Below are 25532 nucleotides of genomic sequence, written 5' to 3' on the forward strand. Positions count from 1 at the left end.
GATGAACAGTCCTGTATCGCGTCGCGGATTTCTCAAGGGCAGTGCCGTGCTGGGTGGCGGTCTGGTGGTGGCGTTTGTCGTCCCCGGTGCCCATCGATTTGCCCTGGCAGCGGAGAATGAAGGCAAGGTCTTCGCGCCGAATGCGTTTTTGCGCATTGCCGCTGACAACAGCGTGACGGTGTTGCTCGGGCATTCGGAAATGGGCCAGGGCATCTGGACCGGCCTGACCATGCTGATCGCCGAAGAGCTGGACGCCGACTGGTCGACGATCCGCGTCGAACACTCGCCGGCCTCGGCGGCCAATTACGGCATGCCGGCGTTTGGCGGGATGCAGATTACCGGCGGCTCGACCTCGACCTGGATGGAGTTCGACCGTTACCGACTCGCCGGGGCCACGGCGCGACAGATGCTGGTGGAGGCGGCGGCCAAGCGTTTCGACGTGGCGCCTTCAGCCATTCGTACTGAATCGGGCGTGGTGATCGCCGGCGATAAACGCGCGACTTACGGCGAACTGGCGGACGCCGCCGGGCAACTGCCTGTGCCGGATCCCAAGTCGATCACCTTCAAGGAGGCCAAAGACTGGAAGGTCATCGGCAAGCCGACCAAACGCCTCGATACCCCGGAGAAAATCACCGGCCGCGCCAAATTCGGCATGGACGTGCAGTTCGACGGTTTGATGACCGCGATGGTCGCCCGTGCGCCGGTGTTCGGCGCGACGGTCAAATCCTTCGAAGGCGCCGAGGCGCTGGCGGTCCCCGGCGTGCACAAAGTGGTGCAAGTACCGACGGGCGTGGCGGTGATCGCTGATCATTACTGGGCGGCGAAACTCGGTCGTGATGCATTAAAAGTCGATTGGAATCTGGGACCGCATACGGATCTGAGCAGCCAGGGCCTGCTCGACAGCTTCCGCAAACTGGCGGCGACACCGGGCACTTCCGCCAGTCAGGCTGGGGATCCGAAAGGCAACTTCGACAAGGCGGCGAAGAAAATCGACGTCGAGTACAGCGTGCCCTATCTGGCGCATGCACCGATGGAACCGCTGAACTGTACGGTGAAGATCAGCGCCGAAAAATGCGAGATCTGGACCGGCACGCAATTCCAGACCCTCGATCAAATGGTCGCCGGCAAGATCACCGGACTCAAACCCGAGCAAGTGGAGATTCACACCGAGTTTCTTGGCGGCGGTTTCGGGCGCCGGGCCAATCCGACCTCGGACTTTGTCGCCGAAGCGGTGCAAGTGGCGAAGGCTGCCGGGATGGCGGTGAAAACCGTTTGGTCCCGCGAAGATGACATTCGTGGTGGTTATTACCGCTCGATGTTCCTGCACCAGGCGCGCATCGGCCTGGACGGGCAGGGCCTGCCGCTGAGCTGGCAGCATGTCCTGGTCGGCCAGTCGATCATGACCGGCACTCTGCTGGAAGCGACCATGGTCAAGAACGGCATCGACCCGACGTCGGTCGAAGGCGTGGCCGACAGTCCGTATATCAAAGGCCTGGCCCATCAACAGGTCGAGCTGCATTCGCCGCAGACCGGGATCAATGTGCTGTGGCTGCGTTCGGTGGGGCACAGCCACACCGCGTTCGTCATGGAGTCGCTGATCGATGAAATGGCCGCCGCAGCGAACAAGGATCCGGTCGAATACCGACGCACTTTGCTCAAGGATCATGCGCGGCATCTAGGGGTGCTGAATCTGGCGGTGGAGAAGGCCAACTGGCAAGCGCCATTGCCGGACGGGCATGCGTTGGGCGTGGCGGTGCATGAGTCGTTCGGCAGTTATGTGGCGCAGGTGGCCGAGGTCTCGCAGGACAATCTGGCGATTCGCGTGCACCGCGTGGTCTGTGCGGTGGACTGCGGGATCGCGGTCAACCCGCAGAGCATCGCCGCGCAGATGGAATCGTGCATCACCTTTGGCCTGGGCATGGCGCTGCACAGCAAACTGACGGTCAAGGACGGCGCGGTGGTGCAATCCAATTATCACGACTATCAGGTGCTGCGGCTCAACGAGATGCCGCTGGTCGAGGTGCATATCGTGCCCAGCATCGACAAACCCGGCGGCATCGGCGAGGCCGGGGTGCCGCCCACCGCGCCGGCGGTGGCCAACGCGGTGTATGCGCTGACCGGGCAACGGTTGCGTGAACTGCCGCTGCAACTGTCGGGGGTGTGAGATGAAACGACATCTGCTGTTGGGCACGGTGATGTTGCTGGGGCTGGGCGGCTACGCCTCGGACCTGTTTGCCGATGATCAGGAGGCGCTCAAGGCGTTCGGTACGGTGCAGAAGGTGTTCCAGAGCCCGCGCTGCCAGAACTGTCACATTCCCGGCGACTCGCCGCTGCAGTTCGATGCGGGCAAACCGCACGCGATGAACGTGGTGCGCGGCATGGACGGCAAGGGCGCCGCCGGTTTGCCCTGCGCCACCTGCCACGCTGAGAGCAACCCGCCCGACAGTTATGGCCCGCATGCGCCACCGGGGGCGCCGCACTGGAGCCTGCCGCCGGCGGCGCACAAAATGGCGTGGATCGGCCTGCCACCGGACAAGTTGTGCGCAATGATCAAGGATCGCTCGAGCAACGGCGACCGGGATTTCGCCGCGCTGATCAAACATGTCAGCGATGACAAGTTGGTGCTGTGGGGCTGGAACCCCGGAGCAGGGCGCACGCCGGTGCCGGTGCCGCATGACATTTTTGTGGCTCAGTTCAAGCTTTGGGCCGACGCGGGTGGCCCGTGTCCGGTGGCGGGCGGTTGAGTATGTGAGTCGTCGGCGAATCAAGCTACTCTAGCGGTCGTTGACCCTGATGGAGTGCGTGATGCTGGCCCCGATCAAACCCGCCAATGAAGCAACCCGAATTCAAGCGCTGCACGGCTTGAATGTCCTCGACTCCGCGCCGGAGGAGCGTTTCGACCGGCTTACGCGGCTGGCCAAGCGCCTGTTCAACGTGCCGATTGCCTTGGTGACGTTGGTGGATAGCGATCGTCAGTGGTTCAAGTCTTGCGTGGGGCTGGGCGTCAGTGAAACGCCGAGGGATGTGTCATTCTGCGGTCATGCGATCCTTCAGAACGAACTGCTGTTGGTGGCTGATGCCAAGGAGGACGCGCGCTTTCACGACAATCCGCTGGTCACCGGCGAGCCGAAGATTCGTTTCTATGCCGGCTACCCGCTGACGGTGCCCAATGGCAACAAAATGGGCACGCTGTGCCTGATCGACACCAGACCGCGCGAACTCGACGACGAGGAGCGCGCCCTGTTGCGCGATCTCGCCGGCATGGCCGAGCAGGAATTGATGGCGGTGCAGATGGCGAGCATGGATGAGCTGACGCTGCTGTCCAACCGCCGTGGCTTCAAGACCCTGGCCCAGCATGCGCTGGACGCCTGCAAACACCGGGACAAACCGGCGACACTGCTGTTTTTCGATCTCAATGATTTCAAGCAGATCAACGATCGCTACGGCCATGCCGAGGGCGACAGTGCGCTGAAGACCTTTGCCGATGTGCTGCGCATCGCTTTTCGCGAGAGCGATGTGGTCGGGCGCTTGGGCGGCGATGAGTTCGTGGCGCTGCTGACCGGCTCCAGTCACGTCGAAACCACAGCGATCATGGCGCGGCTCAAGGAAATCCTCGATGAGCGCAATGCGATGTTGCAGCGCGGCTACGACATTCGCTTCAGCGTCGGCCAGATCGAATACGATTCCCGACGGCATGACACAGTGGATCGGCTGCTGGCCGATGCCGACGAGGCCATGTATGCGCACAAGCAGGCGTTGAAGCGGCGCTGATTCGGGCCTCATCGCTGGCAAGCCCACTCCCACAAGTTTCTCGGGTGTTCACGAAATCCCGGTGCTGCGCGCAACCCTGTGGGAGCGGGCTTGCTCGCGAAAGCGTCTGGTCAGGCGATATCGATGTTGAATGTGCCGGCCTCTTCGTGAGCAAGCCCACTCCCACAAGTTTCTCGGGTGTTCACGAAATCCCGGTACTGCGCAGGACCCTGTGGGAGCGGGCTTGCTCGCGAAAGCGTCTGGTCAGGCGATATCGATGTTGAATGTGCCGGCCTCTTCGTGAGCAAGCCCACTCCCACAAGTTTCTCGGGTGTTCACGAAATCCCGGTGCTGCGCAGGACCCTGTGGGAGCGGGCTTGCTCGCGAAAGCGCCTGGTCAGGCGATATCGATGTTGAATGTGCCGGCCTCTTCGTGAGCAAGCCCACTCCTACAAGTTTCTCGGGTGTTCACGAAATCCCGGTGCTGCGCGCAACCCTGTGGGAGCGGGCTTGCTCGCGAAGGCGTCCGGTCAGGTGGTATCCATGTTGAATGTACCGGCCTCTTAGTGAGCAAGCCCACTCCCACAAGTGTCTCGGGTGTTCACGAAATCCCGGTGCTGCGCAGGCCCCCTGTGGGAGCGGGCTTGCTCGCGAAAGCGTCTGGTCAGGTGGGATCCATGTTGAATGTGCCGGCCTCTTCGTGAGCAAGCCCACTCCCACAGGCTTCTCGGGTGTTCACGAAATCCCGGTGCTGCGCAGGACCCTGTGGGAGCGGGCTTGCTCGCGAAAGCGCCTGGTCAGGCGATATCGATGTTGAATGTGCCGGCCTCTTCGTGAGCAAGCCCACTCCTACAAGTTTCTCGGGTGTTCACGAAATCCCGGTGCTGCGCGCAACCCTGTGGGAGTGAGCTTGCTCGCGAAAGCGGTGTGTCAGGCCATGAGTAATTGCCTGAAGGAATGCCTTCGCGAGCAAGCCCGCTCCCACAGGGGGACAGTGTTCCAGGCACAAAAAACCCGCCGATTGGCGGGTTTTTTATTGGCAGGCCGAAGATTACTCTTCGATATTGCCCATCGCGGTGGTGTTGAAGCCGCCGTCGACGTACATGATTTCACCGCTGATGCCCGACGCCAGGTCGGAGCACAGGAAGGCGCCGGCGTTGCCGACTTCTTCGATGGTGACGTTGCGGCGCAGTGGGGTTTGCGCTTCGTTGGCGGCCAGCATCTTGCGGAAGTTTTTGATGCCCGAGGCTGCCAGGGTACGGATCGGGCCAGCCGATACGCAGTTGACGCGGGTGCCGTCCGGGCCCAGGGAGCCGGCCAGGTAACGCACGCCAGCTTCCAGCGAAGCCTTGGCCATGCCCATCACGTTGTAGTTCGGCATGGTGCGCTCGGCGCCCAGGTACGACAGGGTCAGCAGGCTGCCGTTGCGGCCTTTCATCATTTCGCGGCCAGCCTTGGCCAGGGCCACGAAGCTGTAGGCGCTGATGTCGTGAGCGATGCGGAAACCTTCACGGGTGGTGGCTTCGGTGAAGTCGCCGTCCAGTTGGTCGCCCGGGGCGAAGCCGACGGAGTGCACGATGCAGTCCAGGCCGTCCCACTTCTTGCTCAACTCTTCGAAGACCTTGGCGATTTCTTCATCGCTGGCCACGTCGCACGGGAAGCACAGCTCAGGGCTCGAACCCCAGCCCTGTGCGAACTCTTCAACGCGACCCTTGAGTTTGTCGTTCTGATAAGTGAAGGCAAGCTCAGCGCCCTCGCGATGCATGGCGGCAGCGATGCCGGATGCGATGGACAGCTTGCTGGCGACACCGACGATCAGTACGCGCTTACCGGCGAGAAAACCCATGTGTTGCTCCTCTTTCAGGTTATTGCGCAGTGGCTGGTGCCAAAAAAGCGGCTTCCAGCAACTGCTGTGTATACGGATGTTTGGGGGCGGCAAAAATATCTTGCGCAGCTCCCTGTTCGACCACTTGGCCATGCTTGACCACCATCAACTGGTGGCTCAGCGCTTTGACGACAGCCAGGTCATGGCTGATGAACAAATACGTCAGGTTGTACTTGGCTTGCAGTGAACGCAACAGCTCCACCACTTGCCGCTGCACCGTGCGGTCGAGCGCAGAAGTCGGCTCGTCCAGCAGGATCAGCGCCGGTTTGAGCACTAACGCTCGGGCAATGGCGATACGTTGCCGTTGCCCACCGGAAAATTCGTGGGGGTAGCGGTGCCGGGTTTCCGGATCCAGACCTACCTCCTTCAATGCCGCAATGATCGCCGCTTCCTGCTCGGCGGCGGTGCCCATCTTGTGAATCCGCAGGCCTTCGCCAACGATGTCACTGACGCACATCCGCGGACTCAGACTGCCGAACGGATCCTGAAACACCACCTGCATCTCCCGACGCAACGGACGAACCTCGTTCTGCGTCAGGCAGTCTAGCTGTTTGCCCTCAAAGCGAATGGCGCCTTTGCTGCCGATCAGCCGCAAAATCGCCAGACCCAGCGTGGATTTGCCGGAACCGCTTTCCCCCACGATCCCCAGAGTCTGTCCCTGAGGCAGGCTGAAATTGATGCCGTCCACTGCCTTGACGTAATCCACCGTGCGCTTGAGCAGGCCTTTCTTGATCGGGAACCAGACTTTCAGGTTCTCGACTTCGAGCAGCGGCGCCCCGATTTTATTGGTCGCCGGGCCTCCGCTGGGCTCCGCGCCGAGCAATTCCCGAGTGTACGGATGCTGCGGCGAACGGAACAGCTCTGCGCACGATGCCTGTTCGACGATGCAACCGCGCTGCATGACACATACGCGATGCGCAATTCTTCGCACCAGGTTCAAATCGTGACTGATCAGTAGCAGCGACATGCCCAATCGAGCCTGAAGTTCCTTGAGCAAATCGAGGATTTTCAGCTGAACGGTCACGTCCAGTGCGGTGGTCGGTTCGTCGGCGATCAGCAACTCCGGCTCGTTGGCCAGGGCCATGGCGATCATCACTCGCTGGCGCTGGCCACCGGACAATTCGTGGGGCAGGGCCTTGAGGCGCTTGTGCGGCTCGGGGATGCCGACCATCTCCAGCAACTCCAGCGTGCGCTTGGTTGCGACTTTACCGGTCAGGCCCTTATGGATGCCCAGCACCTCGTTGATCTGCTTCTCGATCGAATGCAGCGGGTTGAGCGAAGTCATCGGTTCCTGAAAAATCATCGCGATCCGGTTACCGCGGATGTGGCGGATGGTTTTTTCGCTCAGGCCGAGCAGATTCTGCCCCGCATAGTTGATGCTGCCGGCCGGATGTCGGGCCAGCGGGTAGGGCAGCAGGCGCAGGATGGAGTGCGCCGTCACCGATTTGCCCGAGCCGGACTCGCCGACCAGCGCCAGGGTTTCACCGCGCTTGATGTCGAAACTCACGCCCTCGACCACCCGGTGCCGCCGCTCGTTCAAGCCGAACTCGACGGCGAGGTCGCGCACTTCGATCAGATTGTCCTGATTCATTTCACTTCCTTGGGTCGAAGGCATCGCGAGCGGACTCGCCGATAAACACCAGCAGACTCAACATCAGCGCCAGCACGGCGAACGCGCTAATGCCCAGCCACGGGGCCTGGAGGTTGGATTTGCCCTGCGCCACCAGTTCACCCAGCGACGGGCTGCCGGCCGGCAAACCGAAGCCGAGGAAATCCAGCGCAGTCAAGGTGCCGATGGCGCCGGTGAGGATGAACGGCATGAAGGTCATGGTCGAAACCATGGCGTTGGGCAGAATATGGCGGAACATGATCGCACCGTTCTGCATGCCCAGCGCCCGCGCGGCGCGCACGTATTCGAGGTTGCGCCCGCGCAGGAACTCGGCGCGCACCACGTCGACCAGGCTCATCCACGAGAACAACAGCATGATCCCCAGCAGCCACCAGAAATTCGGCTGGACGAAACTGGCGAGGATGATCAGCAGATACAGCACTGGCAATCCCGACCAGATCTCCAGAAAGCGTTGCCCGGCCAGATCGACCCAGCCGCCATAGAAACCCTGCAGCGCACCGGCAATCACGCCGATGATCGAGCTGAGCACGGTCAGCGTCAGGGCAAACAGCACGGAAATGCGGAAGCCGTAGATCACCCGTGCCAGCACATCGCGGCCCTGATCGTCAGTGCCCAGCAGGTTGTCCGCCGACGGCGGGGCCGGGGCCGGGACTTTCAGGTCGTAGTTGATGCTCTGGTAGCTGTAGGGGATCGGCGCCCACAACACCCACGCATCCTTGGCCTTGAGCAGTTCGCGGATGTACGGGCTCTTGTAGTTGGCTTCCAGCGGGAATTCGCCGCCGAAGGTGGTTTCCGGGTAGCGCTTGATCGCCGGGAAGTACCAGTTGTTGTCGTAATGCACCACCAGCGGCTTGTCGTTGGCGATCAGCTCGGCACCGAGGCTCAGGCCGAACAGGATCAGGAACAGCCACAGCGACCACCAGCCACGCTTGTTGGCCTTGAACAGTTCGAACCGGCGGCGGTTGAGAGGGGACAGGTTCATCTCAATGCTCCCGGCTGGCGAAGTCGATGCGCGGATCGACCAGGGTGTAGGTGAGGTCGCCGATCAGTTTCACCACTAGACCGAGCAGGGTGAAGATGAACAGGGTGCCGAACACCACCGGGTAATCGCGGTTGATCGCCGCTTCGAAGCTCATCAGGCCGAGGCCGTCGAGGGAGAAGATCACCTCCACCAGCAACGAGCCGGTGAAGAAGATGCCGATGAACGCTGACGGGAACCCGGCAATCACCAGCAGCATCGCGTTGCGGAACACGTGGCCGTAAAGCACGCGATTACGCGTCAGGCCCTTGGCCTTGGCGGTGACCACGTACTGCTTGTTGATCTCGTCGAGGAAGCTGTTTTTGGTCAGCAGGGTCATGGTCGCGAAGTTGCCGATCACCAGTGCCGTCACCGGCAGCGCGAGGTGCCAGAAGTAGTCGAGGATCTTGCCGCCCAGGCTCAGTTCATCGAAGTTGTTCGAGGTCAGCCCGCGTAGCGGGAACCAGTCCAGATAACTGCCGCCGGCAAACACCACGATCAGCAGAATCGCAAACAGGAACGCCGGAATCGCATAGCCGATGATGATCGCCGAACTGGTCCACACGTCGAAGTGGCTGCCGTGCCGCGTGGCCTTGGCGATCCCCAGCGGGATCGACACCAGGTACATGATCAGCGTGCTCCACAGCCCGAGCGAGATCGATACCGGCATCTTTTCCTTGATCAGGTCGATAACCTTGGCGTCGCGGAAAAAACTGTCGCCGAAATCCAGCTTCGCGTAGTTCTTGACCATGATCCACAGGCGTTCCGGGGCCGACTTGTCGAACCCGTACATGTGCTCGATTTCCTTGATCAGCGCCGGGTCCAGACCTTGCGCGCCGCGATAGGCGGAGCCGGCCACCGACACTTCGGCACCGCCACCGGCGATGCGGCTGGTGGCGCCTTCGAAGCCTTCGAGCTTGGCGATCATCTGCTCCACCGGGCCGCCGGGCGCGGCCTGGATGATCACGAAGTTGATCAGCAGAATCCCGAACAGGGTAGGGATGATCAGCAGCAGTCGCCGAAAAATATACGCCAGCATCTGATTACTCCGTGCCCACAGGGTCGGCTTGCAGTTTGGTTTCGACTTCTATGGCGGGTTTCGCGTCAGGCTTGACCCACCAGGTGTTAATCCCGATGTCGTATTTGGGCGAGACTTTCGGGTGGCCAATGTGATTCCAGTAGGCCACGCGCCAGGTCTTGATGTGCCAGTTGGGGATCACGTAATAGCCCCATTGCAGCACCCGATCCAGCGCCCGGGCGTGAGCCACGAGGCTGCTGCGCGAGTCGGCGTTGATCAGGTTTTCCACCAGGTGATCGACGATCGGGTCCTTCAGGCCCATGGTATTGCGGCTGCTCGGTTTGTCGGCGGCGGCGCTCATCCAGAATTCGCGTTGCTCGTTACCCGGCGAGTTGGACTGCGGGAAGCTGCCGACGATCATGTCGAAGTCCCGCGAGCGCACACGGTTGATGTACTGCGAAACATCGACACGGCGGATCACCAGATCGATGCCGAGGTCGGCCAGGTTGCGCTTGAACGGCAGCAGCACGCGTTCGAATTCGGTCTGCGCGAGGAGGAATTCGATGACCACCGGTTTGCCGTTGGCGTCGACCATTTTGTCGTCGACGATCTTCCAGCCCGCCTCTTGCAACAGCTGATAGGCCTCGCGCTGCTGGGCGCGGATCATGCCGCTGGCGTCGGTCTTGGGGTTTTCGAAAGCTTCGCTGAACACCTGGGCCGGGAGCTTGCTGCGAAACGGTTCGAGAATCGCCCGTTGCTCGGCGTCGGGCAGGCCGGTGGCGGCCATTTCCGAGTTCTCGAAATAACTGCGGGTGCGGAAGTAGGCACCGTTGAACAGCTGTTTATTGGTCCATTCGAAATCAAACAGCAGGCCGAGCGCCTGACGCACCCGTACATCCTGAAACACCGGACGGCGCAGGTTGTAAACGAAGCCCTGCATGCCGGTCGGGTTGCTGTTGGCGATCTGTTCCTTGATCAAGCGACCTTCGGTGACCGCCGGGATGTTGTAAGCGTTGGCCCAGTTCTTCGCGGTCATTTCCAGCCAGTAATCGAACTGGCCGGCCTTCAGCGCTTCGACGGCGACGGTGTTGTCTCGGTAGTAATCGGTGGTCATCACGTCGAAGTTGTAGAACCCGCGATTGACCGGCAGGTCCTTGCCCCAGTAGTCCTTGACCCGTTCATAGCGCACCGAGCGCCCGGCTTTCACTTCGGCGACCTTGTACGGGCCGCTGCCCAGCGGAATCTCCAGATTGCCTTTGGTGAAATCGCGATTGGCCCACCAGTGTTTCGGCAGCACCGGGAGCTGACCGAGGATCAGCGGCAACTCGCGATTGTTGTTGTGCTTGAACTTGAACAGCACCTTGAGCGGGTCTTCGGCGATGGCTTCGTCGACATCGCTGTAGTAGCCACGAAACAGCGGCGAGCCGTCCTTGGTCAGGGTCTGGAAGCTGAACACCACGTCTTCGGCGCGCACCGGGTGGCCGTCGTTGAAGCGGGCTTCCGGGCGCAGGTAGAAACGCACCCAACTGTTGTCCGGGGCTTTTTCGATTTTGGCGGCAATCAGGCCGTATTCGGTGAACGGTTCGTCGAGGCTGTGCTTGGTCAGGGTGTCGTAGATCTGCCCGACGTCATCGGCCGGCACGCCTTTGCTGATGAACGGGTTGAGGCTGTCGAAGCCGCCAAATCCGGCCTGGCGGAAGATCCCGCCCTTGGGCGCGTCGGGGTTCACGTAGTCGAAGTTCTTGAAGTCGGCCGGGTACTTCGGCGGCTCGTTGTACAGGGTCACGGCGTGTTGCTGGGCGGCGCAGGCCAGCCCGGCGAACAGCAGACCGCTGGCCTGCACAAGCAGGGCGCGGATGGCGTTCATTGAGCTTTCTCCGAAGATTTCAGCCACCACGTGTTCAGACCCAGGGTGTAGGGCGGCGTGGTGACGAAGGCCAACCGGTTGCGGTAGGCCAGTCGGTGATAATTGAGGTACCAGTTGGGAATGCTGTAGTGCTGCCACAACAGCACGCGGTCCAGCGCCTTGCCGGCGGCAACTTGTTCGTCGCGGGTTTGCGCGGCGAGCAACTGTTCGAGCAGGTGATCGACCACCGGGTTGGCGATGCCCGCGTAATTCTTGCTGCCCTTGACCCCGACCTGACTGGAATGGAAGTACTGCCATTGCTCCAGGCCCGGGCTGAGAGTCTGGTTGAGCGTCATCAGGATCATGTCGAAATCGAACTGGTCCAGGCGCTGTTTGTACTGCGCGCGATCCACTGTGCGCAGGCGCGCGTCGATGCCGATGCTGTTGAGGTTCTCGATGTACGGCTGGAGGACCCGCTCAAGGTTCGGGTTGACCAGCAGCAGTTCGAAGCTCAGTGGCTGGCCCTTGGTGTTTTGCAGGCGCTGGCCATTGAGTTTCCAGCCGGCCTCGGCGAGCAGCGCCAGGGCCTTGCGCATGGTTTCCCGGGGGATGCCGCGGCCATCGGTCTGCGGCAGGCTGAACGGTTCAGTGAGCAGCTTCGCCGGCAATTGATCCTTGTACGGCTTGAGCATCAGCCATTCATGGCCGATCGGCAGGCCGCTGGCGCTGAACTCGCTGTTGGGGTAGTAGCTGGTGGAGCGTTGGTAGGCGTCGCTGAAGAGTGCCCGGTTGGTCCACTCGAAGTCGAACATCAGGCCCATGGCTTCGCGGACTTTGACGTCGGCAAAGGTCGGGCGCCGGGTGTTCATGAACAGCCCCTGGCTCTGCGTCGGGATCTGGTGCGGGATCTGCGCCTTGATCACCTCGCCACGGCGCACCGCCGGGAAGTTGTAGCCGTTGGCCCAGTTCTTCGCCTGATGCTCGATGTAGATGTCGAATTCGCCGGCCTTGAACGCTTCGAACGCCACGTCGCTGTCGCGGTAGAACTCGACTTCCATGCGATCGAAGTTGTACTTGCCGCGATTGACCGGCAGATCCTTGCCCCAGTAATCCTTGACCCGCTCGAAAATCAGCTGCCGCCCCGGCGTCACCGAGGTGATGCGGTACGGGCCGCTGCCCAGCGGTGGCTCGAAGGTAGTGGCCTTGAAGTCGCGATCCTTCCAGTAATGCTGCGGCAGCACTGGCAACTCACCGAGGCGCAGGATCAGCAGCGGATTGCCGGCGCGCTTCATCACGAAGCGGATGCGCTGCGGGTTGAGGATGTCCACGCGTGCGACTTCCTGCAAAGCGGTGCGGTACAGCGGGTGACCTTCCTTGAGCAGCAAGCGATAGGAGAACGCTACGTCGTACGCGGTGATCGGCGTGCCATCGTGAAAACGTGCTTCCGGGCGCAGATTGAACACCACCCAGCTGCGATCTTCGCTGTACTCCACCGATTGCGCGATCAAGCCATAGCTCGACGCCGGTTCGTCACCGGAGGGCGAATACTGGCCGGTGCCGATCATCAGCGGTTCGTTCAGTTCATTGATGCCGTACTGCAGGAAATTCGGGGTGGTCACCGGGCTGGTGCCCTTGAAGGTGTACGGATTGACCGTATCGAAGGTGCCGAACGCCATCACCCGCAACGTACCGCCCTTGGGCGCTTGCGGGTTGACCCAGTCGAAGTGGGTAAATCTGGCCGGGTACTTGAGCGTGCCGAACTGCGCATAACCGTGACTCTCGGTAATCGTCGCGCTTGCGGGTGAGCTCAAGGCCAGGCTGATCAGGAGCAGGAGGAGGGGACGCTTCAAGTCAGATCCGATCCAGGCGGCTTGGGCTTTGTGGGCCGTACAGTAACAGCTTGTCTGGACAGGAAAAAGATGCGGGTTAATGCGGGCTTAATCGCCTTCGATTGCGTTTGCTTTTGGTGGGAGCGGGCTTGCTCGCGAATGCGGCCTGTCAGCCGCATATGAAGGTCACTGATACGCCGCATTCGCGAGCAAGCTCGCTCCCACAAAAGCAAAAAAGCCCCTGAAATTCAGGGGCTCTTCTGTCAATGCGGCTGGTAAACCGTGAGCATCTGCCCAGGCTTGAGGGCCTTGCCCGCACCCGGGTTCCAGCGCTTGAGATGCTGCATCTCGACGTTGAAGCGCTTGGCCACCACATACAAGGTGTCGCCACGCTTGACCTTGTACTGGGTCTGCTGCTGGCTGTCAGCCTTGCCTTTGGTCTTGCTGTTGGCCGCGATGACGGTATTGACCCGGCCACTGTTGCGAGCCGGGGCGCGCTTGGTGGTGTCTTGCATCACCAGGGTCTGGCCGACCTTGAGGTTTTTGCCGGACAACTTGTTCCAGCGTTGCAGATCCTTGACTTCGACCTTGTTGGCCTTGGCAATGGAACCGAGGTTGTCACCGCGCTTGACCCGATAGGCGCGCTTGAGCTTCGCCACTTCACTTGGGTCGGCCCCGTCGAACACCGGTTTCAGCGAGCGCGGGCTGATCAGTTCTTCAGGTCGCATGGTCTGCAGGCTGGCGGTCAGCAGTTGCGCCTTGGAGGTCGGCACCAGCAGGTGCTGGGGGCCGTCGATGGTGGTGCGCTGCTTGAATGCCGGGTTGAGCTGGAACAGTTCGTCTTCGTCGATGTTGGCCACCGCCGCGACCTTGGACAGGTCCATGCGCTGGTTGATTTCGACGACCTGGAAATACGGTTCGTTGGCGATCGGGTTGAGGTTCACCCCGTACGCTTCCGGGGCCAGTACCACTTGCGACAAGGCCAGCAGTTTGGGCACGTAGGCCTGGGTTTCCGCCGGCAGCGACGACAGGTTCCAGTAGTCGGTTGGCAGACCGAGCTTTTCGTTACGCTCGATGGCGCGGCTGACGGTGCCTTCACCGGCGTTATAGGCGGCCAGGGCCAGCAGCCAGTCACCGTTGAACATGTCATGCAGGCGGGTCAGGTAGTCCATCGCTGCGGTGGTCGAGGCAGTGATATCGCGACGGCCATCATAAAAGCGGGTCTGGCGCAGGTTGTAGTAGCGGCCGGTGGACGGAATGAATTGCCACAGGCCCGAAGCATCGGCCCGGGAGTAGGCCATCGGGTTGTAGGCGCTCTCGATCACTGGCAGCAGGGCCAGTTCCAGCGGCATGTTGCGCTCTTCGAGACGCTCGACGATGTAATGAATGTAGAGACTGCCGCGTTCGCCGGCGTTTTCCAGAAAGGACGGGTTACTGGCAAACCACAGGCGCTGCTGCTCGATGCGCGGGTTGACGCCCAGGCCGTCCTGCAACTGGAAACCACCGCGCATGCGCTCCCAGATGTCCTGAGGCACCTGCGGACTTGGCTTTTCGCTCAGCCAGATCGGCTTCTGCTTGGCTCGCGCAGCAATGTTCGGCGTATGGCTCGCCTCGGACTGCGGAGCATGGCTGGAGCAGCCCGCCAAAGTGGCGGACACAGCGACCGCGATGGCTTGAGCCAGGCGGGTCAACGTGTCTGAATTGACGGACTTACGTATGGATGACGACATTGGCTGGAAGTAAGTTCCGGGCAAAAATGTCGGGCGATTCTAGAAAGCGCACCCCCTGCGGTCAACCATTCAGAATTTTTGTACCAAGTGGTGAGTCACTTAGAACGTATCTTTCCACGCCCGCAGAGCCGCAAAAACCTCACTCGGCGCCCGGTTTTGAGCGCCTGCCCGTTCGTCCACTTTTTGTGTAACTAATGTTTCAGTGGTACGCAAAAACGGATTGGTGAGCTTTTCCAGGGCCAGGGTCGAGGGCAGGGTCATCACGCCTTTTTCCCGTTGTTGGGTGACTTTTTCCAGACGGGCGGCAATGTCCGGGTTACTCGGTTCGACGGCCGCGGCAAATTTCAGATTGCTCAGGGTGTATTCATGGGTGCAATACACCAGCGTATCCTCGGGCAAGCTGGCGAGGCGGCTGAGCGAGTGGTGCATTTGCTCCGGCGTGCCTTCGAACAGGCGTCCGCAACCGGCGGCGAACAGGGTGTCGCCGCAAAACAGCAGGCCGTGGTGGTAATAGGCGATGTGGCCGAGGGTGTGACCGGGCACCGCATAGACATCGAAGTCCCAGCCGAGGACGCTGACCTTGTCGTTGTCCTTGAGCGCCACGTCGCGCCCCGGGATGTTTTCGCTGGCCGGGCCGTAGACTTTGGCGCCGCTCGCCGCTTTCAGGCGTTCGACGCCGCCGACGTGATCGTGATGGTGATGGGTGATCAGAATGTCGCTCAACACCCAGCCCGGGTGCGCGGCCAGCCAGGCCTGCACCGGCGCGGCATCGCCCGGGTCGACCACGGCGCAGCGCTGGGTGCGGTGATCCTGTAACAACCAGATGTAGTTGTCGGTGAACGCGGGCAGGGCACTGATCTGTATCATCGTCGGAATTCGCCAAGCGGAAAACATTGGCGCATCTTAGAGCTTCTAGCGGCGTTGGAGAATGACATGACCGATAAAGCGTTCGCTCAGGCCGATCCCGACTGGCTGGCGTTGATCGGCGCGGCCCGAGAATGGCTGGCCGGCCCGCTCGGGCAATTTCTGCTGGATGAAGAACGACGCATGCTCGAAGACGAGTTGGGGCGGTTCTTCGGCGGCTACCTGGTGCATTACGGGCCGTCGGCCCAGACTCCGCCGTCGGCGCCGCAGGTGCAGCGCAACGTGCGGCTCGGCGCGCCATTGCCGGGGGTCGAGATCGTCTGCGAGGAACAGGCCTGGCCATTGAGTGAGCACGCTGCCGACGTGGTGGTGTTGCAGCACGGTCTGGATTTCTGTCTGTCGCCCCACGGTTTGCTGCGCGAAGCGGCAAGCAGCGTGCGCCCCGGCGGGCATCTGCTGATCATCGGCATCAACCCCTGGAGCACCTGGGGCTTGCGCCATGTATTCGCCCACGATGCGTTGCGTCAGGCACGCTGCATCTCGCCATCGCGGGTGGCCGACTGGCTCAATCTGCTGGGCTTTGCGCTGGAGAAACGCCGCTTCGGGTGCTATCGTCCGCCGCTCGCTTCGCCCAAGTGGCAGGCCCGACTGGCCGGCTGGGAACGCAAGGCCGGCGACTGGCAACTGTCGGGCGGTGGCTTCTATTTATTGGTCGCGCGCAAGATCGTGGTTGGCCTGCGTCCGGTGCGTCAGGAGCGCCGCGAGCCAATGGGCAAGCTGATTCCGCTGCCGATGGCCAAGGTCAACCGCCGTCGTATCGAACCGTAAACCTTCTTTTTATAGTGGCCGGACTTGTTCCGGCCGCGGCCATCGTCGATCCGCGATTGACGGGGCCAGGCATTTTTCTGGATAGAGTGGCATGAGCGAAAACGTCGATAGCGTAGAACTGTTCACCGACGGTGCCTGCAAGGGCAATCCCGGCCCGGGCGGCTGGGGCGCCCTGCTGGTGTGCAAGGGCGTCGAAAAGGAACTGTGGGGCGGCGAAGCCAACACCACCAACAACCGCATGGAACTGCTCGGCGCCATCCGTGGCCTCGAAGCCTTGAAGCGGCCGTGCGAAGTGCTGCTGGTCACCGACTCGCAATACGTGATGAAGGGCATCAACGAGTGGATGGCCAACTGGAAAAAACGCGGCTGGAAGACAGCGGCGAAAGAGCCGGTGAAAAACGCCGACCTGTGGAAAGAGCTGGACGAGCAGGTCAACCGGCACAAGGTCACCTGGAAGTGGGTGCGCGGGCACATTGGTCACCACGGTAACGAACGGGCTGACCAGTTGGCCAACCGTGGGGTGGATGAAGTTCGCGGGTACAAGCAGAGCTGATTCCCTCCGTTGCACCGAGTCGTGGCCTTCGCGAGCAAGCCCGCTTCCACACTGGATCTCCTGCGTACATCAACATTGTGACCACCGCAGATCCTGTGTGGGAGCGGGCTTGCTCGCGAATGGGCGCGACACGGTCTGACTGAAACACCCCCACCGAGCGTGTTAACATCGCCGCTTTTGCACGATTGACCCCGTTGAGAATTGAACACTGATGGCCACCAGATCCGTTGTACTCGATACCGAAACCACCGGCATGCCGGTGACCGATGGTCACCGGATCATTGAAATCGGCTGTGTCGAACTGATCGGTCGGCGCCTGACGGGCCGGCACTTTCACGTCTATCTGCAACCGGATCGCGAGAGTGACGAGGGCGCGATCGGCGTCCACGGCATCACCAACGAATTCCTCGTCGGCAAGCCCCGTTTCGCCGAAGTCGCCGACGAGTTCTTCGAGTTCATCAACGGCGCGCAGCTGATCATCCATAACGCGGCGTTCGACGTTGGCTTCATCAACAACGAATTCGCCTTGATGGGGCAGCACGATCGCGCTGACATCACCCAGCATTGCACCATCCTCGACACCCTGATGATGGCCCGGGAACGTCACCCGGGGCAGCGCAACAGCCTTGACGCGTTGTGCAAACGTTATGGCGTCGACAACTCCGGCCGTGAATTGCACGGCGCCTTGCTCGACTCGGAGATTCTCGCCGACGTCTACCTGACCATGACCGGTGGCCAGACCAGCCTGTCGCTGGCCGGCAACGCTTCCGACGGCAATGGTACGGGTGAGGGCGCGGACAACTCCGCCACGGAAATCCGCCGTCTGCCGGCGGATCGTCAGCCTGCGCGGATCATTCGGGCGACGGAAGAGGAACTGGCGGCGCATATGGCGCGACTCGAAATCATCGCCAAGTCTGCGGGTGGCCCGGCGTTGTGGACGCAGATTGCCGAGGCTGATGCTCAGGCCTGAACACATTTTGTGGCGAGGGAGCTTGCTCCCGCTGGGGCGCGAAGCGACCCCCGGCGTACGTTCAGCTAAATTGAATTGACCTGTTTTGCGACTGCTGCGCAGCCGAGCGGGAGCAAGCTCCCTCGCCACAAAAGCCGAGTCAGGCTGAGTGAAGCCAACTGGCCACCCTCGCCACTTTCGCTGCAACCCTCTACCCTGAGTGCATTGGCAGACTTTGATCCGCCGCCTCGGGACACTGAGCCTCATGTACAAAGATTTGAAGTTTCCGGTGTTGATCGTCCACCGCGACATCAAGGCCGACACGGTCGCCGGTGACCGTATCCGTGGCATCGCCCGGGAGTTGGAGCAGGAAGGTTTCAATATCGTTTCGGCCATCGACTACACCGAAGGTCGGTTGGTGGCCTCGACCCATCACGGCCTGGCGTGCATGCTGATCGCAGCCGAAGACGCCAGCACCCATTCCCATCTCTTACAAAACATGGCCGAACTGATCGGTCTGGCCCGGGTGCGCGCGCCGGATCTGCCGATCTTCGCCCTGGGCGAACAGGTGACTCTGGAAAACGCCCCGGCCGATGCCATGGCCGAGCTCAATCAACTGCGCGGCATTCTCTATCTGTTCGAAGACACCGTGCCGTTTCTCGCCCGGCAAGTGGCGCGGGCGGCGCGCAAATATCTGGATGGTCTGCTGCCGCCGTTCTTCAAGGCACTGGTGCAGCACACCGCCGATTCCAACTATTCCTGGCACACCCCCGGTCATGGCGGTGGCGTGGCCTATCACAAGAGCCCGGTGGGGCAGGCGTTTCATCAGTTCTTTGGTGAAAACACCCTGCGTTCGGACTTGTCGGTATCGGTGCCGGAGCTGGGTTCGCTGCTCGATCACACCGGCCCGCTCGCTGAAGCGGAAGAGCGTGCGGCGCGCAACTTCGGTGCCGATCACACGTTTTTCGTGATCAATGGCACCTCGACTGCCAACAAGATCGTCTGGCACTCAATGGTCGGTCGCGATGATCTGGTGCTGGTGGATCGCAACTGCCACAAGTCGGTGTTGCACGCGATCATCATGACCGGCGCGATCCCGTTGTACCTGTGCCCGGAGCGCAATGAGCTGGGGATCATCGGCCCGATTCCGCTGAGCGAATTCAGCCGCGAATCGATCCAGGCCAAAATCGATGCCAGCCCGTTGACCAAGGGCCGTGCGCCGAAAGTCAAACTGGCGGTGGTGACCAACTCGACCTACGACGGCTTGTGCTACAACGCCGAGCTGATCAAACAGAGCCTGGGCAACAGCGTGGAAGTCCTGCATTTCGACGAGGCGTGGTACGCCTACGCGGCGTTTCACGAGTTCTTCGCCGGGCGTTATGGCATGGCCACCTCGCGCACAGAAGACAGCCCGCTGGTGTTCACCACCCATTCCACGCACAAACTGCTCGCCGCGTTCAGCCAGGCCTCGATGATTCATGTGCAGGACGGCGGTGCGCGGCAACTGGACCGTGACCGTTTCAACGAAGCGTTCATGATGCACATCTCGACCTCGCCGCAGTACAGCATCATCGCTTCGCTGGATGTCGCTTCGGCGATGATGGAAGGCCCGGCCGGGCGTTCGCTGTTGCAGGAAACCTTTGATGAAGCCCTGAGTTTTCGCCGGGCGCTGGCCAATCTGCGCCAGCACATTGCGGCGGATGACTGGTGGTTCTCGATCTGGCAACCACCCGGCGTCGAAGGCATCGACCGTGTGCGGACCGAAGACTGGCTATTGCAGCCGGACGCTGACTGGCATGGCTTTGGTGAAGTCAGCGACGACTATGTGCTGCTCGACCCGATCAAAGTGACCCTGGTGATGCCCGGTTTGAATGCCGGCGGCGCGCTGAGCGAGAAGGGCATTCCAGCGGCGGTGGTCAGCAAGTTCCTATGGGAGCGCGGGTTGGTGGTGGAGAAGACCGGGCTGTATTCGTTTCTGGTGCTGTTCTCCATGGGCATCACCAAGGGCAAATGGAGCACGCTGCTCACCGAGTTGTTGGAGTTCAAGCGCAGTTACGACGCCAACGTCAGTCTGGCCACTTGCCTGCCTTGCGTGGCCCAGCAAGACACCGCGCGCTATCGCGGCATGGGTTTGCGTGACCTGTGCGATCAACTGCACGCCTGTTACCGCAGCAATGCCACCGCCAAGCATCTGAAACGCATGTACACGGTACTGCCGGAAATCGCCATGAAACCGGCCCACGCCTACGATCATCTGGTGCGCGGCGAAGTCGAGGCGGTGCCGATCGATGAGCTGGAAGGGCGGATTGCCGCGGTGATGCTGGTGCCGTATCCACCGGGGATTCCGTTGATCATGCCGGGCGAACGCTTTACCGAGGCGACCCGCTCGATCATCGACTACCTGAAGTTTGCCCGCACGTTCGATAGCAGCTTCCCCGGTTTTGTCGCTGATGTGCATGGACTGCAACATGAAGACGAGGGCAATGGGCGGCAGTACACCGTCGATTGCGTCAAGGAATGAGGACTTTTCCGAGTATGCAGCCGGTCATGAATCCGAAATACCCAGGGCTGTCGGTGCGCGTCGCCGACGATGGTTTCGCGGCGTACATCTGGGGCAGCGACTTCAGTTTCGAAGTGGCCGCGTACGGCGCGGCAGTCATTGGCCAACCGGTCGAGCGCTGGGCGGTGACGCCGATCGTGCCATATCGCAAGTGCTACGGCATCGATCCTGAAGAGTTCAGCAGCTATCGCGATGGCGCCGACAGCGCGATCTTCATGGCGTATCTGGATGACGAGCCGGTCGGCCATCTGGTGATCAGCACCAACTGGAACGGCTTTGCCCACATCGATGAGCTGGCGGTGCACGCCCCGGCGCGCCGGCATGGTGTGGCCAAGGCGTTGCTGGATGTCGCGCAGTTCTGGAGTCGCAAGAAGAAACTGCCGGGGATCATGCTCGAAACCCAGAACAACAACCTCGGTGCCTGTCGCTTGTATGAACGTTGCGGCTACGAGATTGGCGGTATCGACCATTTGCGTTATCGCGGGATAGACCCGAACACCGCGGAAATCGCTCTGTTCTGGTATCGACTGTTCGATAACCCGCTGGAAAACCCGCTCAGCTCGCCAGCATCGCCTCGGCTTGTTCCGTGACAATCGTCAGCAGCGTCTGAATCGCTGCCGGCGTGGCGCTGTGTCGGTAGGTCAGGGCATACAGGCTGATCGGCACCGCCGGTGACAACGGGCAGACATCCAGTCCGCCGGCCCGTGCGCCGAGCGCGGTGAACGGGTCGACGATGGCCAGGCCTTCGCCGGCCTCGACCATGCTGCGCATCATCTGATGGGTTTGCACCCGGGTCTGGATGCTCGGCGCCGGGCGCAGGGCCTGGAGTTTGTTCTCCAGCGCCGGGCTCAACGGGTCGTGGCCTTCGAGGCCGACCATCGCCTGGCCGGCGAGATCCTGCAGGGAAGTGTATTTCTGCTTCGGTTGCAGCCAGCCGTGGGGCGCGAGCAGTTGCAGCTTGCCGTGGGCCAGCGGCTGCGCATGGATGTCGGGATGTTCCGGATCGTGCAGGCTCAGGCCCAGATCGCTTTCGCGCAGCAGCAGACTGCGGACGATGTCGCACGTGGGCGAACTGAGCAAGCGGCAGGGGGCATCGGGCAAACGCCGGCGCAGCAGCGCGATGCTTTGCGGCAACAGGTGGTGCGCCAGCGGCGGCGTGCCGATGATGCGCAGGGGTGGGGCGAGGTATTGCTTGAGGCTGCTGGCCAGCCGTTGCACCGGTTCCAGCGCTTGATAGACGTGAGCGATTTCCACCTGCAACGCCCGCGCTTCAGGCGTCGACTGCAGGCGGCCACGGACGCTGGCAAACAGCATGAACCCCAACTGACTCTCGGCTTCGCGCAATCGCTCTTCGACATCGGCCACCGGCAGTTGCAGCCATTCGGCGGCGGTGCCCAGGTGACCGGTCTGCAAGAGCGCCTGAATCACTTCGATATGACGTAAACGCATGCGTGAAGTCCATGTTCAGCAGGTGGGGTCAGTGGTTGAATCCTACCCCAAGTCTGCGCATATGACTTCTGCTCATAACGCGCGGTTATTGAGCGGCGGTTGTCTCAGGTTCGCGGATCAGCGTGATGTCCGACTGAACCAGCAAAAACTCGCTGTCACTGAGCTTTTTGACGCGATCGCCAATGGCCAGCTTGTAGGTGGTGACAGGCTCCATGCCGGTGAGACCGTCTGCCGACGGGGTGGATTCCTGGAACTCATGCACGGAATAAACGCGGCCTTCCGCATCTCTTGCATGGAACTGACCGACGAGTACTGCTGCCATCTGCTTAGAACCTCTGGAGATAAAACACTTGATTTGCGGCTTGGTAGACCGTCATCAAGCCCTGTAAGTTTTCCTACAGGAAAAAAATAATCAGCGCGGAGGAATTTCCTTCGCTCACTGGTGGAATCGGCTTCGGATCATCTATAACTACTGGCTCTTCCCTCCGACAGTCGAGAGTCTTCCATGAGCAATGTCTACAACGTCGCTGTAGTCGTCGGCAGCCTGCGCAAAGCATCGATCAACCGCAAAGTCGCACTGGCGCTGGCCGAGCTGGCACCGGCGAACCTCAAACTGAAGATTGTCGAAATAGGCGATCTGCCACTTTATAACGAAGACATCGACGGCGATTCACCGCCCGCAGCCTACAGCACTTTTCGCCAGGAAGTCGGCTCTTCCGACGCGGTGCTGTTTGTCACCCCGGAATATAACCGCTCCGTGCCGGCACCTTTGAAGAATGCGATTGACGTGGGCTCACGGCCTTATGGCAAAAGCGTCTGGGGCGGCAAACCGGGTGCGGTGATCAGCGTGTCGCCGGGAGCGATTGGCGGGTTTGGCGCCAACCAGCATTTGCGCCAGTCCTTCGTGTTTCTCAATGTGCCATGCATGCAGCAGCCCGAGGCGTATCTGGGTGGGGCGGGTTCGGCGTTTGACGAGGCGGGCAAGCTGAGCGAGTCGGTCAAGCCGTTCCTGCAGAACTTCATCAATGCGTATGGGGAATTTGTGGAACAACACAAGAAATAATCGGGTCAGAGCTGCGACAAACCAGAGATCCTGTGGGAGCGGGCTTGCTCGCGAAGGCGGTGTGTCAGATGACAACTTTGTGTCTGACCTGGCGCCTTCGCGAGCAAGCCCGCTCCCACGTCTGGATCTTCACTCATTGAATAATTGAAGGCTGTCGCGAATGCTCGCTGCGTCACTGATCTTCCTGCTGACCATCACCCTTGTCATCTGGCAACCCAAAGGCCTCGGGGTCGGCTGGAGCGCGACGCTTGGCGCGGTGCTGGCCCTGATCTTTGGCGTCGTGCACCTGAGCGACATTTCGCTGGTGTGGCAGATCATCTGGAACGCCACCGGCACCTTCGTCGCGCTGATCATCATCAGCCTGCTGCTCGACGAAGCCGGGTTCTTCGCCTGGGCCGCGCTGCACGTGGCGCGCTGGGGGCGGGGCAGTGGGCGCAAGCTGTTTGCCTACATGGTGCTGCTTGGCGCGCTGGTATCGGCGCTGTTCGCCAATGACGGCGCGGCGCTGATCCTCACGCCTATCGTGATTTCGATGCTGCTGGCGCTGCGCTTTTCCCCGGCGGCGACCCTCGCGTTCGTCATGGGCGCCGGTTTCATCGCCGATACCGCGAGCCTGCCGCTGGTGGTGTCGAACCTGGTCAACATCGTTTCGGCGGACTTCTTTCACATTGGCTTCAACCGCTATGCGGCAGTGATGGTGCCGGTCAACTTCGTCAGCGTGGCCGCAACGCTCGCCGTGCTGATGTGGTTCTTCCGCCGCGACATTCCCAAGGCCTACGACCCCGAACAGCTTGACCTGCCGCACACGGCGATCCACGACAAAGCCACGTTCTACGCCGGTTGGGTGGTGCTGGTGATTCTGTTGATCGGCTGCTTCTTCCTCGAACAGCTGGGCATCCCGATCAGCGCGATCTCGGCGGTCTGCGCGGCGCTGCTGCTGGGGATCGCCGCCCGAGGCCACAAGATTTCCACGCGCAAGGTGCTGAAAGAAGCACCGTGGCAGATCGTGATTTTCTCGCTGGGCATGTATCTGGTGGTCTATGGCCTGCGCAATGCCGGGCTGACCGGGTATCTGGCCGGCTGGCTGGATGTGTTCGCCGGGTACGGCGTGTGGGGCGCGGCGCTGGGTACCGGGGTGCTGACCGCGCTGTTGTCATCAATCATGAACAACTTGCCGACAGTGCTGATCGGCTTGTTGTCGATCGATGCGAGTCAGGCCAGCGGTGTGGTCAAGGAAGCGATGATCTATGCCAACGTGATCGGCAGCGACCTGGGGCCGAAAATCACCCCGATCGGCAGTCTGGCAACCTTGCTCTGGCTGCATGTGCTGGCGCGCAAGGATATCCGGATTGGTTGGGGGTATTACTTCAAGGTCGGGATTGTGCTGACGGTGCCGGTGTTGTTGGTTACCTTGGCGGCTTTGGCGGTGCGGTTATCCCTTTAGACCGAGTCGGCCTTATCGCTGGCAAGCCAGCTCCCACAGGTTTTGTGGCGTGGCTCAGGAAGCGAGCACACAGAAGATCCCTGTGGGAGCTGGCTTGCCAGCGATGGGGCCGGTGCAAACACCGCAAAATCTCAGGCCTGCCCCGGCACATTCGGCCAAAGATCCGCCACCAGAAACAACCGCTCCGCCTCTTCCCATTCGCCCTGCGCATTCTCGGTCAGGCGCACCAGCAGTTGCGCCGGGGCCATCGGTTCCAGGTCATCCAGCCACATCTGCAGGTGTTCAGCGCTCCAGGTCTGATCCGTCGGATAGTGCGCCGGTGCCAGCCAGGCATGGCGGGGCAGGGGTTGCCAGCGGCCGGCCGGACGTTGAGCGACGAACGCCGGCCAGTCCTTCTGATGCAGCCAACTGCCACGCAGGTGCTGCGGATGCGCCCCCCTGGGCGGTTCGGCCTGACCGGGCCACGGATACAGCAGATATCCGCCCAGCCACAGCTGCGCACTGAACACTTCGATGTCCAGCTTGGCCAGCGCCTCGCGGCTTTCCGGGCGCGCCGAAATCGGCAGTTGATGTTCGGCCAGATGCGCCAGTTTGCGGTCGAGCCGATCGTGACAGCCCGGCCCCAGCCACTGCGCCGGGTCGTGGCCGTTGCCCTCCTGCGGGCCGAGGTAGAGCTTGATCGCCAGTTCCAGGTGATGCACGCCGTCGCGGTCGCGCAGCAGCATGTCCAGCTCGCCGAGGGTGTGGCCTTCGCGGCGGATCGGCAGGTTGGCGGCAATCAGCTCGATGCCCGGCGCATGCTCCACGGCAAACTGCCACAACCGTTCGTAATACAGGCCCAGCCGCCGGGTACGCGCCTGCGCCAGCCAGTGCAGCAAGCCATAACTGTCGCGATCCAGTTGCCGCAGCCAGTGCTCCAGACGCGCGGGATCGCTCACCCAATCGCTGCCGGCCAGCGGATGGCGCTGCGGCCACGGCGTCGCGGCCAACATTGGCGGGGCGAGAATCACCCACGCCAGGTCACGCACTTCCGGATGGCGTAATTGGTGTGGCAACTGGAGCAAGTCGGGAAACAGGATCATCTTGCGAGCATAGCCTTAAACACGAGCGCACCCT

Annotated in this window: 21 protein-coding genes; 10 read left to right on the plus strand and 11 right to left on the minus strand. The window is 61.5% G+C overall.

The features are described from left to right. Position 1: 1 nt before the first annotated feature. The 3 genes from M0814_RS07180 to M0814_RS07190 all read left to right on the plus strand — a co-directional run bounded on the left by M0814_RS07180 (position 2) and on the right by M0814_RS07190 (position 3771). Entirely contained in the window at positions 2 to 2164 is a 2163-nt protein-coding gene (locus M0814_RS07180; protein WP_103485718.1) for a xanthine dehydrogenase family protein molybdopterin-binding subunit, read from the plus strand. Between the two features lies 1 nt (position 2165). Then, complete coding sequence (locus M0814_RS07185; RefSeq protein WP_103485719.1) at positions 2166 to 2744, plus strand: hypothetical protein; 579 nt, start codon at positions 2166 to 2168, stop codon at positions 2742 to 2744. A gap of 61 nt (positions 2745 to 2805) precedes the next feature. Beyond that, complete coding sequence (locus tag M0814_RS07190) at positions 2806 to 3771, plus strand: sensor domain-containing diguanylate cyclase (RefSeq protein ID WP_103485720.1); 966 nt, start codon at positions 2806 to 2808, stop codon at positions 3769 to 3771. A 1030-nt stretch (positions 3772 to 4801) separates the two neighbouring features. On the opposite strand, the gene fabI is transcribed toward M0814_RS07190, so the two are convergent. The 8 genes from fabI to gloB form a co-directional block, all read right to left on the minus strand. Next, positions 4802 to 5596 carry an enoyl-ACP reductase FabI gene (fabI, locus tag M0814_RS07195; protein WP_003202751.1) on the minus strand — a complete coding sequence of 265 codons (795 nt, stop codon included), beginning with the start codon at positions 5594 to 5596 and terminating at the stop codon, positions 4802 to 4804. 19 nt (positions 5597 to 5615) lie between these two features. Then, positions 5616 to 7226 (minus strand): ABC transporter ATP-binding protein, encoded by a 1611-nt coding sequence (locus M0814_RS07200; RefSeq protein WP_103485053.1) that lies wholly within the window; start codon positions 7224 to 7226, stop codon positions 5616 to 5618. Between the two features lies 1 nt (position 7227). Beyond that, a complete protein-coding gene (locus M0814_RS07205; protein ID WP_103485052.1) occupies positions 7228 to 8247 on the minus strand; it encodes an ABC transporter permease in 1020 nt (339 codons plus the stop codon). Between the two features lies 1 nt (position 8248). Next, positions 8249 to 9322 (minus strand): microcin C ABC transporter permease YejB, encoded by a 1074-nt coding sequence (locus M0814_RS07210; RefSeq protein ID WP_003224148.1) that lies wholly within the window; start codon positions 9320 to 9322, stop codon positions 8249 to 8251. 4 nt (positions 9323 to 9326) lie between these two features. Then, the gene (locus M0814_RS07215) at positions 9327 to 11168 is read right to left on the minus strand and encodes an extracellular solute-binding protein (RefSeq protein ID WP_103485051.1); all 1842 of its coding nucleotides are present in this window, start codon (positions 11166 to 11168) and stop codon (positions 9327 to 9329) included. Further along, the gene (locus tag M0814_RS07220) at positions 11165 to 12997 is read right to left on the minus strand and encodes an extracellular solute-binding protein (protein ID WP_103485050.1); all 1833 of its coding nucleotides are present in this window, start codon (positions 12995 to 12997) and stop codon (positions 11165 to 11167) included. The genes M0814_RS07215 and M0814_RS07220 overlap by 4 nt, the downstream gene beginning before the upstream one ends. 242 nt (positions 12998 to 13239) lie before the next feature. Then, positions 13240 to 14706, minus strand: a complete 1467-nt coding sequence (locus tag M0814_RS07225) for a LysM peptidoglycan-binding domain-containing protein (protein WP_003224155.1) — start codon at positions 14704 to 14706, stop codon at positions 13240 to 13242. Positions 14707 to 14805: 99 nt separating this feature from the next. Next, a complete protein-coding gene (gloB, locus tag M0814_RS07230; RefSeq protein WP_103485056.1) occupies positions 14806 to 15573 on the minus strand; it encodes a hydroxyacylglutathione hydrolase in 768 nt (255 codons plus the stop codon). 66 nt (positions 15574 to 15639) lie between these two features. Between gloB and M0814_RS07235 the strand changes: the two genes are divergently transcribed. The 5 genes from M0814_RS07235 to M0814_RS07255 all read left to right on the plus strand — a co-directional run bounded on the left by M0814_RS07235 (position 15640) and on the right by M0814_RS07255 (position 21050). Next, entirely contained in the window at positions 15640 to 16398 is a 759-nt protein-coding gene (locus tag M0814_RS07235; protein WP_003224159.1) for a methyltransferase domain-containing protein, read from the plus strand. A gap of 91 nt (positions 16399 to 16489) precedes the next feature. After that, positions 16490 to 16951 carry a ribonuclease HI gene (rnhA, locus tag M0814_RS07240; RefSeq protein WP_103485049.1) on the plus strand — a complete coding sequence of 154 codons (462 nt, stop codon included), beginning with the start codon at positions 16490 to 16492 and terminating at the stop codon, positions 16949 to 16951. A gap of 211 nt (positions 16952 to 17162) precedes the next feature. Next, on the plus strand, positions 17163 to 17921 hold the full coding sequence (dnaQ, locus tag M0814_RS07245) for a DNA polymerase III subunit epsilon (RefSeq protein ID WP_007965849.1): 759 nt from the start codon (positions 17163 to 17165) through the stop codon (positions 17919 to 17921). A 244-nt stretch (positions 17922 to 18165) separates the two neighbouring features. After that, positions 18166 to 20421, plus strand: coding sequence for an Orn/Lys/Arg decarboxylase N-terminal domain-containing protein (locus tag M0814_RS07250; protein ID WP_103485048.1), 2256 nt, complete (start codon positions 18166 to 18168; stop codon positions 20419 to 20421). A 14-nt stretch (positions 20422 to 20435) separates the two neighbouring features. Further along, the gene (locus tag M0814_RS07255; protein ID WP_003224167.1) at positions 20436 to 21050 is read left to right on the plus strand and encodes a GNAT family N-acetyltransferase; all 615 of its coding nucleotides are present in this window, start codon (positions 20436 to 20438) and stop codon (positions 21048 to 21050) included. Here the strand turns inward: M0814_RS07255 and M0814_RS07260 are convergent. Then, positions 21016 to 21909: a LysR substrate-binding domain-containing protein gene (locus M0814_RS07260; protein WP_103485047.1), complete on the minus strand. Its 894-nt coding sequence runs from the start codon at positions 21907 to 21909 to the stop codon at positions 21016 to 21018. The two genes, M0814_RS07255 and M0814_RS07260, sit on opposite strands and share 35 nt — an antisense overlap. An 85-nt stretch (positions 21910 to 21994) precedes the next feature. Next, entirely contained in the window at positions 21995 to 22231 is a 237-nt protein-coding gene (locus M0814_RS07265; RefSeq protein ID WP_003224168.1) for a hypothetical protein, read from the minus strand. A gap of 183 nt (positions 22232 to 22414) precedes the next feature. Here M0814_RS07265 and M0814_RS07270 point away from each other — a divergent pair, with 183 nt between their 5' ends. Together M0814_RS07270 and M0814_RS07275 are read left to right on the plus strand one after the other, a co-directional pair. Next, positions 22415 to 22972, plus strand: a complete 558-nt coding sequence (locus M0814_RS07270; RefSeq protein WP_003224170.1) for an NAD(P)H-dependent oxidoreductase — start codon at positions 22415 to 22417, stop codon at positions 22970 to 22972. Between the two features lie 160 nt (positions 22973 to 23132). Next, positions 23133 to 24416 carry an arsenic transporter gene (locus M0814_RS07275; RefSeq protein ID WP_103485046.1) on the plus strand — a complete coding sequence of 428 codons (1284 nt, stop codon included), beginning with the start codon at positions 23133 to 23135 and terminating at the stop codon, positions 24414 to 24416. A gap of 131 nt (positions 24417 to 24547) precedes the next feature. Here M0814_RS07275 and M0814_RS07280 read toward each other — a convergent pair whose 3' ends face one another. Then, the gene (locus tag M0814_RS07280; protein WP_103485045.1) at positions 24548 to 25498 is read right to left on the minus strand and encodes a DUF1853 family protein; all 951 of its coding nucleotides are present in this window, start codon (positions 25496 to 25498) and stop codon (positions 24548 to 24550) included. Positions 25499 to 25532: the final 34 nt, after the last annotated feature.

It is taken from the genome of Pseudomonas sp. MWU12-2020, from assembly GCF_023100605.1.
Taxonomy (GTDB): domain Bacteria; phylum Pseudomonadota; class Gammaproteobacteria; order Pseudomonadales; family Pseudomonadaceae; genus Aquipseudomonas; species Aquipseudomonas fluorescens_H.